Source organism: Adhaeribacter terrigena (assembly GCF_016623615.1).
Lineage (GTDB): Bacteria > Bacteroidota > Bacteroidia > Cytophagales > Hymenobacteraceae > Adhaeribacter_A > Adhaeribacter_A terrigena.
Genome location: NZ_JAEHFX010000011.1, coordinates 116013 through 128157 on the forward strand (window position 1 = coordinate 116013; position 12145 = coordinate 128157).

Here is a 12145-nt window from a genome sequence, read left to right on the forward strand (position 1 = left end):
GGCAGGGAAAGTCAGGATTTCAAATTCCAACCTTAGTTACGATTCCAGCTTCTTCCAAATTTTAATTTGAGATATAAAAAGCTTTGATGTTGTTCATTATAATAATTACCCGAATTTAAATCGAGGCAGAAACCCGGGTTTATAGCCAGCATAAATTTCTCCGAAAGCGCATGACGAACTTCCAGACCAGCATGCAAATAATGCCCCTGCCAAACAGAATTAAAGTCTGTAAAACCCTTGCTAATTGCTCCGGAATGAAAATTCGTTGTTTTCCGATAAATTAACCTGCTATAATTATACCCAACCAAAAGATATGGTTTCCAGGCTTGCGTTTCCAGGAAACTGAGATTAACCATTAAATTTATTGGAATATCCAGGTGAGTATATTGGAGCTTATTTTTACCATGGAAAGGTGAGTAATCAAAGAACCGGTAAACTTGTTTCTCTTCAAAGGTTCGCACTTGCAACCCAGTACTTATTCCAAGCCTTTTGCTAAACGCATAATCATAATAAATACCGCCAAGAGGGAAAACTTTGCTTTCATATTTATTATTAATCCCAACCTGTTTTACTTTTAATGCACTAGCTCCAAATTGAATTCCTAAAGTTTGTTCGCCTTTTTGAGAAAACGCGAACTCAGCAGAAAAAACCCCGAGAATTAAAAGAATTGCTTTTTTCATAGGAATCACAACAATACTGAAAGGACCATTTTGAGCAATGTTAAAGAAAAATTATTACAAACGCTATCTCCCATGGCCTAAAAAGTAAAAAGCCCTGTATAATTGCTTATACAGGGCTTTTCTTAAACTTCAGAGGTGACGAGCGGATTCGAACCGCTGTAGCAGCTTTTGCAGAGCTGAGCCTAGCCACTCGGCCACGTCACCGTTTTGATGATACAAACATACGCCTATTATGCAAGATTTCCAATATTCCTGACGGAATTTTTAGCGGGTTTTAATAAGGGCTTAATTTTCAGGCATAAAAAAAGCACCCGGAAAATTCCGGGTGCTTTTCAATATAAAGAATTTCAGGAATTAACCTTCTGTTTCTTCAGAAGCAGTTTCTTCGCTAGAAGCATCTTTCTTTGCTTTCGCAGCAGCTTCCAGTTTCTGAACGCCGGCTTCTTTTTCGTTGCTCATCATTTTGTCTTTCAACGCAGATAAAGCATCTAAGTCACCTAACGTAGATTTCTCTACTTCTTTTACTTTTTTGTCAGCTTTAGGCTCTTTTTTCTCACCAGCCGCTGGCTTCTTCTTCGCGAATTTATCAGCCTTGGCAGACGGATCTTCTTTCGGGTCAGAATAAACGTTGGTGTGCGAAAGGATGATCTTACGATCGTCTTTCGAGAACTCCATTACTTTGAAATCAAGCGCTTCGCCAACTTCTGCATTCGAACCGTCTTCTTTCACTAAAGATTTAGGGAAAGCGAAACCTTCGATGCCGTAAGGCAATTCCAGCACCGCACCACGGTCAGATTTCTCTAAGATGGTAGCTTTGTGCGTAGAACCCGGCGTGAATACCGATTGGAACGTATCCCAAGGGTTTTCTTCCAATTGCTTGTGGCCTAACGCTAAACGACGGTTCGGAACGTCTAATTCCAGAACAACTACGTCTAAGTTTTCGCCAACTTTTACGAACTCAGATGGATGCTTGATCTTCTTGGTCCAGCTTAAATCAGAAACGTGAACTAAACCGTCTACGCCTTCTTCTAATTCAATGAACAGACCGAAGTTAGTTAAGTTACGAACAACACCAGTGTGTTTCGTGCCTACACCGTATTTGGTCAGAACATCTTCTTTCGTCCAAGGATCTTCGGTTAACTGCTTAATGCCTAAAGACATTTTGCGCTCATCACGATCCAGGGTTAATACAACCGCTTCAATTTCGTCACCTTGTTTGATGAAGTCTTGTGGGTTGCGTAAGTGCTGGCTCCAGCTCATTTCTGAAACGTGGATCAGACCTTCTACGCCTGGCAGTAACTCTAAGAACGCGCCGTAATCAGCTACGTTTACAATTTTACCTTTTACGCGTGAACCAACTTCGATGTCAGCAGAAAGAGCATCCCAAGGGTGCGGCGTAAGCTGCTTCATACCCAGAGAGATACGTTTTTTGTCGTCGTCGAAATCCAGAACTACTACGTTTACTTTCTGGTCTAACTCTAATACCTCTGAAGGGTGGTTTATGCGGCCCCAAGAGATATCGGTGATGTGTAACAGACCGTCTACGCCACCAAGGTCGATGAACACACCGAAGTTGGTCATGTTCTTGATAACGCCTTCCAGAACCTGACCTTTTTCCAGGTTGTTCAGGATAGCCGAACGCTGCTGCTCCAGATCTTTCTCGATCAGGACTTTGTGCGATACTACTACGTTGTCGAAAGCGGCGTTGATTTTCACAACTTTCACTTCCATTTTCTTGCCAACGAAGATATCGAAATCGCGAATTGGTTTCACGTCGATCTGTGAACCTGGTAAGAAAGCCTCCACACCGTGCAGGTCCATGATAAGACCACCTTTGGTACGACGCTTAACCAGACCTTCCAGAATAGTATCTTCTTCCAGGGCTTTGTAAATAGTATCCCAGGCTTTAACGATTTTCGCTTTTTTGCGGGAAAGGATCAGCTGACCGTTTGGATCTTCCTGATCTTCGATGAATACCTCCACTTCGTCGCCAACTTTCAGCTCCGGCATGTCGCGGAATTCAGAGATCGGAACCAGGCCGTCTGATTTGAAACCGATGTTCAGGATCACGTCACGATCAGTGATACCAACAACTGTTCCTTTAATGACTTCTTCTTCCTGAACGGTAGTTAATGTATCGCCGTACATTTGTTCCATTTCAGCTTTTTCAGCTTTGGAGTAACCACCGCCGAAACCTTGGGATTCAAACTTATCCCAATCGAAATCTTCTACTTCTTTGCTCATAATATAGCATTTGCTCCTGTTAAACACCGGTAAGCGGAGCACTTTACCAGCCTATAGTTATACAATCCGGCCTGAACCGGAACCGCTCACCCGAACGGTGCGCGAAATTAATCATTTATATCTTAAAAGTAAAACATAAACCCGGAAATTACTGGTTTTCAGCAAAATCACCTCCGGCAGTTTTTTTACCCCAAAGCATAGCGTTTTTTAATTCTTTTCGTACCTGAAATGCATAAAACCAGTATAGCCCGAAAACTTTATGGAAATTGATATTAATAAATTCCGGCAAAGACTAGAGCTGGAAATTGCGCGCGGAAACACGAATGCAGCAGCCTATATTCGCCAGGAAATACGCTTGGTAGAAGATATGAAAGCCAGTTTAATGGAAGAAATGGACGTTAAAACCGAAGATTTTTTAACCTATACGGCTGCCAAACTCGATACTTACGTGTTCCAGTTGCAGGAGATCGAAAAGAACATGGGTCTGCGTGATTTAGCTTTAGACCAGAAAACAGCCCTGGAAGATGAAATGGTGCGGCAGAAATTCTCGGATGAAGTAGATAAACTGCACCAGATAGACCCGGAAAAACACCCCGAACAAGGACTCACCGATAATAAGGAATCGGTATGAATTAGAAATGGGTTTTACCTCTTAAACCCTACCGTTTTAACGATAAAAAACGGTAGGGTTTAAGAGGTAAAAACTCAGAAGAAAAAAGGACTAGTTAAAAAGCCCAACCCATATTGAGGCCGGCCGAGAACTTCATCGGGCTGCCTTTTTTCATCCGGTGCAGAAATGTATTCTGGTCGTCCAGAATTTCTTTGCGGTTATTTCTATAGCCCAAACCGGTAAACATATCCAGCACGAAATGCTTGCCTAAAATGGCCTGGTAGCCCAAAAGTAAATTATAGCTTTCGTTTTTAGCTTTCACTTTGAATTTAATTTCAAAATCCTCCATTTCCACGTCGTAATCTACTTTGGCATAAGAATAATGCGGTGATACATACCAGCCTTCCGGCGCATAATTATTTTTGCTTAGGTAGCGCTTAAACTGCAACTGGTAACGGTAGCCGCTAGCTTTTATGTCGGTTTCGGTCCAGACAATGCCTACTTTGCCGGGCTTTCCATAAAGCGCCAGTGCGGTAGTAAGCGTGGCGCTTAATGCGGCGCTTCCCAGAAAACTAAACGGATAATTGGTACCCATGTACGAATAACTGCCCGCCAGGCTGTTTTGCTTGCCAATAACCCGCTCATACCCGATCCGCGATTCTACGGTAAAAGGCATTTGACCGTGAATAAATGCAAATGGTGCAAGCTTGATCACGTTTTTGGGCGGAGCTGGTTCAGAAACATTTTGCCCGAAAACGGTATGGGAAACAAACAAAAAAGTAAGGCCCAGCAATACTTTGGGAAGCAGGATTTTAAAGTGCATAAAAGAAGAAAGTAGTTTGCAAAATTAGCGGTTTCCGGCATAACACCGCTGTTTTTCTCTATAGACAAACTTAATTTCTTTAACCCCTAGCCTGCCCTGAAAATTTATACGGCTTCCACTTTCAGGTAATGCGCCCAGCTTTGGTCCAGGTGGGTGGCGTGTAAGCGCAGAAAAGCTACCAGGGTTGGTTTCTTGGGTTGCTGCTTCAGCGCAAAACCGGCTTCTTCGGGCGTACGGTCGCCTTTGCGGGTGTTGCAGCGGTTGCAGGCAGTAAGCAGATTGGTCCAGGTAGATTTTCCACCCCTGGATCTGGGATACACATGATCGAGCGTCAGGTTTTTATTCGAGCCGCAATACTGGCACTGAAAATGGTCGCGTTTCATGATGTTGTGGCGGCTCAGCGCAATGCCTTTGTAGGGAATATGCACATAACGCGACAAACGGATAACCGACGGCTTGGGATAAGTAGCCGAAATGCTTCGCAGAAAACTGTTCTCGTATTTTTCCAGCATTTCAGCTTTCTCTAAATAAATGAGGCTGAAGGCTTTTTGAACGCTGCACAACGAAATTGCCGAATAATCCTGATTCAGAATAAGTACCTTGTAATCCATTGCCTGCTCTTTAACAATTCGGAAAATATACAAATTATTCTCTGTAAGTGCAAAATTCAAGCCATGGAGAATTTGTGAATTTTTCGTGAATAGCAGAAGAAACGGGGCTAAACGCAAGCCAGTATTCAGCCTGCAATTGAATGCGCAGGCAAATCTTCGGAGATGAATTTGCTTGCAGAAACAGCATAAAAGACATCCGTGAAATCCAGGAATCCGCTTATTCTGCGATCAGAATTGCGATGCTTTCAGCCTGAAAAACTGTTAATTTTATTTGCTCCAAGCTGGGCGGAAAAAAGCAGGATGCTTAAAGAAGCCGTTTTATAAGCCTTAATTTATGCGAATAGCGTTTGCGCTGCTGGTTATAAATACCATAATGGTCGAGCTGGTCTATCCGGACTTCGCCGTGCGCGTGAATGATCTGCTGGTTATCGAGCATGATGCCCACGTGAATGATGCGGCCTTCGTCGTTATCGAAAAAAGCCAGATCGCCGGTGCGGGCCTGGCTTACAAAATGCACTTCTTCGCCTAAAGCCACCTGCTGGTAGGCATCGCGCGGCAAAGCTACACCACAAATGCCCATCACCTGCTGCGTAAAGCCTGAACAGTCGATCCCGAAAACTGATTTGCCGCCCCAAACATACGGCGCTTTCAGGAACGTATTGGCAATCTTAGCCAGAAAAGCCGGCCGGTATTCGGTGCTCAGATTAGAAGCGCGGCCGTTGTAAAGCAGTTTTTCGTGCCCCAGCCGCAAAGTTATGCCGTCGAAAAACGGCAGAGTGCTGCCCATTAAAACCGGCGTTACAAAATTGGCCGAACTAACGGTTTGTACAATATCGAGGCTGCGCGGGTGCGAAGTGGCTTTCCATTCCAGAAAATAGTCGTCGGTAACCGGGAAATGCTGCTTGAAATCGATCCAGCCCGTGTAATTATCGGCCGCGATCTGAATTTGCAGCCAGTTTCCTTCTTTCTGCAAAACCTGGTAGCATTCGCCAAAAAACAATTGCGTTACCAATTCCGCTTTATCCGAAGCATCGCTTCTAACCGGTACATTGCTCAGGCTGCAGATTCCGTAGTCCACTGGTTGAATTTGGAGATTTGAAAATTTGAAGATTTGGAAATGCAAAAATAGCAAGAAACAAAGCAGTTTGTGCTACTTGGTTTGCATTTTTTGTTTGTTCACAGCCGGTGCAGGTTTTCATTTTTCCAAAGCAAAAGCTGCACTACGATTATTCTGAAAACGAAAAAGCAAAAACCTGTAACTAGCTTTTTGCATTCAGGACCGGTTAAGGCAAAAGTTTTTTATTCATGATATCTATGAGTTTAAAAAGCGTTTTCTGCAAATTCCTTATTTCGGTTTCATCAATAGTTTCATCGGCAAAGGCATTGATCAATTTATCCGGAATGCTAAGCGCATGTTGCTTGAGCGCCTCTCCTTCTTTGGTTAAAGAGATCTGCACCACGCGTTCGTCTTTATCGGATCTTTTGCGCTGCAGGAGCTTTTTCTCTTCCAGGCGTTTTAACAAAGGCGTAACCGTATTCGATTCTAAAAGCAGCCGGTGGCAAATTTCGTTTACCGTCTGGTTGCCGTGCTGCCACAATACCAGCAGTACCAGGTACTGCGGATAAGTCAGGTCGAACTCCTTCAGAAGCGGAGTATAGATCTTGGTCGTTAACCGCGATGCCGCGTAAAGCGGAAAACAAAGCTGGTTTTCCAGGTAAAGTGCAGTTCCATCGGTTTTCATACTAGAGTAGTTTTTTAATAAATGCTTCCATGCTTTCGGGCTTGGTTACCGGCGAGAATCTTTTTACCGGCACGCCGTTGCGGTCAACCACAAATTTGGTAAAATTCCATTTAACGCTGCTCCCAAAAAAGCCGCCCAGCCTCTCTTTCAGGAACGTAAAAATGGGGTGCGCATTTGCGCCGTTCACATCGGTTTTAGCAAAGATCGGGAAACTCACGCCGTAATTTACCTGGCAGAATTCCTCAATTTCACTGGCCGCGCCGGCTTCCTGGTTGGCGAACTGGTTGCAGGGAAAACCCAGGATCACCAGGCCCTGGTCCTTGTATTTGTTGTAAAGCTTTTCCAGACCTTCGTATTGGGGCGTTAAACCGCATTTACTGGCCGTGTTTACCACAACTACCACTTTATCCCGAAAATCATCCATCTTAACTACGTTACCGCAGATGTTAATTGCTTCGAAGGCGTAAAAATTCCTGGATCTGGCTTCGGCTTTTTCTTTATTCCTTTTGAATAAATAGGCTAGCGCACCCGTAGACCATAAGGCCCACAAAATAAGCACCGGCTGGAAAAATAACCGGATCAACCTTTTCTGGTCGGTATCGAGCCCGAAAGCGCTGATGCCGTTGGTATACTGCGAAATGTTGCCCGGGAAAATGAGCACGTAAAAAAGTGCCAGCAAAAGCCCCACCTTCACTTTATGGTTCGCTAAAAAGATCATGGCCAGCCCCAGCCCGATTTCGGCAAAACCGGAAGCCAGCACCACAAAATCCATAAAAGCCGGATCGGATGGCAGCCAACGAGGCACCTGTGCTAAAAATTCCTGGCGCTGAAAGGTCAGGTGACCAATGCCAGCAAAAAGCATAAAAAGGCCCAGAATTATCCGGAATATATTTTGCAGTCTGGAAGTATTCATATTTACATCGTTGAGGATTGAATCGCTTACGATACAAATGTAAATAAAGATTTGTTCCCGGCAAAAATAAATGCCGCCATTCCTGTTGTTCGGATGTACTGGTAGTTAAAGATGTACTGGTGATTAAATAAGAAGGAAGATGGGCTTAACCTAATTCTGGAAATCTTTGTAAGGGTTGGGCTAGGCGGCGGCAAAGCTGCCGTATAGGTGTGGTTAGCGAGGGCTATTTTCTAAAATTTCTACTTTGCAAGCACAACGGAATCCTAAAAGAGAATTAGGGCCTTCGTATTCAAAAAACTTCTTACTAATAATTTCTTCATAAGTGTTGAACCAACTTCCTCCAAAAGCAACTCTTGGAACAGAGGTTAATTCAGAAACATTACCCAAAGTATTAAATAGTCCTTTAGAATTGCTTCCATTAGTATAAATGTAACCAATAAAGGAGGTTGCATCAATTAAAATATTCCGATTATAAATTATGGGCAAATTCTGCTTGATGCTTGCATTGTAAAACGTAGTTGATCTATCATAATTTTTAATCAGCTTCTTTAAAACTTTGGAAGTCTTTTTATCTAAAGTCCTTCTGACTATATAAGAGTCAGTAGCTTTAAGCCATTCTTCTTTGGAAGGTAGGTAATAGGTATATTGTATAGTAAAATTCTTTTCCCCCTTTTTTAAGGTTTGATTTACTGAATGACTGACCATTCTTGATCGCCAAAGACAATATTGTTGGGCTTGGTAATAAGAGATGCCAACTACGGGGTAGAATCTATAAATCGGGTTCCTCAAATAGTGTTTACTATAATTTAAGGTATTGAAAGTGTAGCCTGTAGAATCTATTTTATAATCATCAATTAATATGTCTATTTTCCGAAAAGGCCAAGAAACGGTGGTATCGGGTAATATTGTTTTAAAGTAAGATTCACTTGAATCCCTTTTCACAAAGTATAGGAATTCTAACCAATGTATATTGGCTACTTCAGCTTCATCAAAGAACAGTCCTTCACCAAGGTGAATAGTGCCAGTCGGCGTTAACTTATTCTTAATAAGAAATTCCGTATCCTTGTTTTGAGCGAGAATATCTATGGATAATAAAAGAAGTGAGATTACAAATAGAATTCTCATTATTGTTAATGTGCGCTAACGTCTAGTATAAAAAGCGAACGATGCGAAGCTGAAGTTTGGTTTTTATACCTTGTTGAGCGGTGCCATTTTATACTTCATCAGTTTTAATAGAAATCTGAGTTGCACAAGCTCGTTTAAGAGTGTTAATTAAATCGAAATATGCTTCAGAATTTGAAGTTCCAAAGTCAATTGTAAAACTAAACAGACCGTCCTTTTCTTCAGGTATTGAACAGCTGTGAATAGCGGTGGAGAAGGTGTCAAATTCTTCTTCAATTTTAAGCCATTTCCTTACCCATTCTTTGAGTGAATCCAATTCTAATTTATCACAGACTATTTCACAACTGTTCCAACAAAACGGCTCTACCTGTACTTCAGTATTTCCTGCTAAGTATTCTACTGGTTTATAGTTTGAGTTAGAGTCGAGCCTTAGCTCATTTATTGAATCTTCACCGTTTTGGTTTTTATAGATAAAATCAACACGAACTAAATTGAATGGCTCGTCTACAGATTCATCATTAATCTCAAGAAGTAGCTCACTTGCATAAGTTTCTTTTCCTTGTTTGAGTTTCTCCAATGTATTGCCAAAGTAATCTGTATAGCGCTTTTGTTCTATAGTTACTACTTCTTTCAATTCTATCATTTTATAATTATTGGTTACGCTCAACTACTGTATATACCGAATATTCGGCTTATCTCCACTATGTACGGAGGTTTTTCAGTCGGTTTTGATACCGTTTTTGAAAATCTTCTGGTTAAAAATGGTTTTATAACCAAATTTAACAAAGTTTTCCAAAAAGCCAACAGTCCTTGAAATGCAACTTGGTATCACCACTTTTTAAGCTTAAAACCATAGCGTTTTTCCATAAAAAAAGCCGGCTTTTCAGCCAGCCTTATCTATTCAATCTAAAGGTTAAGGTTACACGTTCACGGTTTTACCTGGAAGCAAATTTCCGGATTTTCCAATCGTTCCATTTTCTAATTTACACATTTCCAGATTAGCACATCTGCACATTAAAAATCAGCACATTAATACCCGCCTCTGTCCAGTTCGCGTTTCTGGTCTTTCGCTTTAATATCTTCACGTTTGTCGAACAGTTTTTTACCGCGTGCCAGCGCAATTTCTACTTTGGCAAAACCGCGCTCACTAATAAATACCCGGATCGGGATGATGGTTAGGCCCTGCTCATGGCTTTTCTTTTCGAGCTGCACCAGTTCGCGTTTGTTCAGCAGCAGTTTGCGTTCGCGCACCGGTTCGTGGTTATTGTAAGTGCCTTCGGTAAATTTGGCAATATGCATGTTGTGCAGCCACAAACCGTTATTATGAAACGTGCAAAACGCATCGCTCATGGTCACGTTCCCTTCCCGGATGGCTTTAATTTCGGTGCCTTTCAGCATGATGCCGGCCGTGTATTTCACCAGGAACTGGTATTCGAAACTGGCGCGCCGGTTTACTATGTTTACGTGTTTTTTTATCCGGTCTTTATCGTTCGCTTTGGCCATCGGTTTCGGAAGGTTTTTGTAATAATCTTTGTAATTTTTTTTTCTTCAGGATCTTTTGCCCGGTCTCGCCGGTAGCTACCAGCCGTTCTCCCACTTTTGCTTCGTAGGTACAGATCAGTTCGTTGCGTTCCAGGGATTTTACTGTGGCGGTAATGGTAATAGTTTCGCCTGCGAAGGCCGGACCTTTATGTTCTATGGTCAGCCTAGTGCCAATGCCTTCTTCATCGTCGTCTTTCATTTTCAGCACGAACAAACGTGAAGCCCACTCTACGGCCTGCGCCAGTGAAAACGTGGCACAAACCGGATGCACCAGGCCTGTTTCGAAACGGGCAAAATCCGCTTCGGTTATCGTTTTCTGAAAAGTTTTAGTATCGCCGGGCCGGAACAGGTTTTTCATGGCAAAAGCATAGCGTTTTGAAGAACCGGCAAGTTAAACAGGTTTTACCAATTCTGAAGCAGTTTTTTACGTCCGCTTCTTCCCGCACTTTTCTTACCACAGTTTAAAGCAACTGGATTACCAAAAAACGGTATGGTTTCCGCTCTAAAAACCCGCTCCCGGTTTCCCACTATTCAAAAATATCCTTATTTATTCATTCATTCAATCATTCAATCACTCAATCATTCCATTATTCAAAAAAACGCTATGCTTTTAGCAATAAAAAGTCTGAACCCCGGAATCACGGGAAGTATAATAAAATTTAAATATTAAAAAATGAAAATATAAATCCGGAATAGCCGTAGAAGAAACCAGGTAAATTTAACTGCATGAAAAGTATTTCGCTTTACCGGTTGAACGGCATCCTTTTACTGGGAATTTTATCGGTTATAGCCCTGTATTACGGCCGGCTATTTCTCATTCCGCTTTCGTTTGCGATCATTTTATCGATGCTCATGTTGCCGGTAAGCCGGAAACTGGAAAAATGGGGCCTGAACCGCTTCTGGTCAACCATGAGCTGCGTGCTGATCATTTTACTTTTTGTGGCGGGTTTTATGCTGATCATTGCCGCGCAGGCTGCCAGTTTTTCCGAAGACATGCCCCAGATCCAGCAAAGACTGCACGAACTCATGAATCAGACCCAGGCCTGGATCCAGGAACAGTTTGGCGTAACCCCACAAAAGCAGGTAGCTTTTATAAAATCGCAGATCACGAAGCTTTCCGCATCCGCTAAACAGTATTTAACCTCCATCCTGCAGGGCACCATTGGTATTGTTGCGGCATTTGTCCTGGTAATCCTGTACATGTTTTTCCTGATGTGGAAACGCGAAAAATACAAGACCTTTATCCTCAAGCTTGTTTCTTCCGAAAGCCAGGCCGAAGCGAAAAGAACGCTGGAGCAGATCACCAAAGTTTCCGGGCAATACTTAACCGGTCGGCTTCTTTCTATGCTTTTCGTGGCCGTTTTTTACAGCATTGCCTTTACCATTCTCGGACTAAAAAATGCCATCCTGATCAGCGTAATTGCCGTTATTCCGAACCTGATCCCATACGTAGGCGCATTTATCGGGGCTTTCTTCCCGCTTATCATGACGCTTATCAGCGGTTCTACGGGCATGTTTATTCCTACGGTAGCAATTTTAATCTCGGCGCAGGTTATCGACAACAACATCATCGAGCCGCTGGTTATGGGCGCCCAACTCAGCCTGAGCCCCATCATGACCATTTTTGCGATCGTGATCGGCGAACTGATCTGGGGTATTCCGGGAATGCTGCTCTTCGAACCGCTTTTTGCCATTATCCGCATTATCTGCAGCCATATTCCGCAGCTCAACCCTTTCAGTTACGTTATGAGCGACGATAAGGAAGTTACCAGAAAGCCGGGCTGGGCCCGGAAAATAAAACAAGCCCTGTTCAACTGATCTGTAGCTGAACAGCGCTTGCTATTAATCTCGATTGCAG

The 12145-nt window shown here is 42.8% G+C and carries 13 protein-coding genes and 1 tRNA gene; 2 read left to right on the forward strand and 12 right to left on the reverse strand.

The window, feature by feature from the left end; translation table 11 throughout:
- Window positions 1–32 precede the first annotated feature (32 nt).
- The 3 genes from I5M27_RS17375 to rpsA form a co-directional block, all read right to left on the reverse strand.
- Window positions 33–680 carry an outer membrane beta-barrel protein gene (locus tag I5M27_RS17375; RefSeq protein ID WP_200507658.1) on the reverse strand — a complete coding sequence of 216 codons (648 nt, stop codon included), beginning with the start codon at window positions 678–680 and terminating at the stop codon, window positions 33–35.
- 133 nt (window positions 681–813) lie between these two features.
- Window positions 814–884, reverse strand: a tRNA-Cys gene (locus I5M27_RS17380).
- Between the two features lie 150 nt (window positions 885–1034).
- Window positions 1035–2924, reverse strand: a complete 1890-nt coding sequence (gene rpsA, locus I5M27_RS17385; protein WP_200507659.1) for a 30S ribosomal protein S1 — start codon at window positions 2922–2924, stop codon at window positions 1035–1037.
- Window positions 2925–3183: 259 nt separating this feature from the next.
- On the opposite strand from rpsA, the gene I5M27_RS17390 reads away from it, so the two are divergent.
- Window positions 3184–3555 (forward strand): hypothetical protein, encoded by a 372-nt coding sequence (locus I5M27_RS17390; RefSeq protein ID WP_200507660.1) that lies wholly within the window; start codon window positions 3184–3186, stop codon window positions 3553–3555.
- A 94-nt stretch (window positions 3556–3649) separates the two neighbouring features.
- Here I5M27_RS17390 and I5M27_RS17395 read toward each other — a convergent pair whose 3' ends face one another.
- The 9 genes from I5M27_RS17395 to I5M27_RS17440 form a co-directional block, all read right to left on the reverse strand.
- Window positions 3650–4357 (reverse strand): DUF3575 domain-containing protein, encoded by a 708-nt coding sequence (locus I5M27_RS17395; protein ID WP_200507661.1) that lies wholly within the window; start codon window positions 4355–4357, stop codon window positions 3650–3652.
- 104 nt (window positions 4358–4461) lie between these two features.
- Window positions 4462–4968, reverse strand: a complete 507-nt coding sequence (locus tag I5M27_RS17400; protein WP_200507662.1) for an HNH endonuclease — start codon at window positions 4966–4968, stop codon at window positions 4462–4464.
- 304 nt (window positions 4969–5272) lie between these two features.
- Complete coding sequence (locus tag I5M27_RS17405; RefSeq protein WP_317193622.1) at window positions 5273–6046, reverse strand: C40 family peptidase; 774 nt, start codon at window positions 6044–6046, stop codon at window positions 5273–5275.
- Between the two features lie 205 nt (window positions 6047–6251).
- Window positions 6252–6710 (reverse strand): MarR family winged helix-turn-helix transcriptional regulator, encoded by a 459-nt coding sequence (locus I5M27_RS17410; RefSeq protein WP_200507663.1) that lies wholly within the window; start codon window positions 6708–6710, stop codon window positions 6252–6254.
- Window position 6711: 1 nt separating this feature from the next.
- Window positions 6712–7623: a hypothetical protein gene (locus I5M27_RS18850; protein ID WP_317193623.1), complete on the reverse strand. Its 912-nt coding sequence runs from the start codon at window positions 7621–7623 to the stop codon at window positions 6712–6714.
- Window positions 7624–7836: 213 nt separating this feature from the next.
- Entirely contained in the window at window positions 7837–8748 is a 912-nt protein-coding gene (locus tag I5M27_RS17425) for an SUMF1/EgtB/PvdO family nonheme iron enzyme (RefSeq protein WP_200507664.1), read from the reverse strand.
- 88 nt (window positions 8749–8836) lie between these two features.
- On the reverse strand, window positions 8837–9388 hold the full coding sequence (locus I5M27_RS17430) for a hypothetical protein (protein ID WP_200507665.1): 552 nt from the start codon (window positions 9386–9388) through the stop codon (window positions 8837–8839).
- A 386-nt stretch (window positions 9389–9774) separates the two neighbouring features.
- Window positions 9775–10248: an SsrA-binding protein SmpB gene (gene smpB / locus I5M27_RS17435; RefSeq protein WP_200507666.1), complete on the reverse strand. Its 474-nt coding sequence runs from the start codon at window positions 10246–10248 to the stop codon at window positions 9775–9777.
- Window positions 10229–10645 (reverse strand): thioesterase family protein, encoded by a 417-nt coding sequence (locus tag I5M27_RS17440; protein ID WP_200507667.1) that lies wholly within the window; start codon window positions 10643–10645, stop codon window positions 10229–10231. The genes smpB and I5M27_RS17440 overlap by 20 nt, the downstream gene beginning before the upstream one ends.
- A 368-nt stretch (window positions 10646–11013) precedes the next feature.
- Between I5M27_RS17440 and I5M27_RS17445 the strand changes: the two genes are divergently transcribed.
- Window positions 11014–12105 carry an AI-2E family transporter gene (locus I5M27_RS17445; protein WP_200507668.1) on the forward strand — a complete coding sequence of 364 codons (1092 nt, stop codon included), beginning with the start codon at window positions 11014–11016 and terminating at the stop codon, window positions 12103–12105.
- Window positions 12106–12145: the final 40 nt, after the last annotated feature.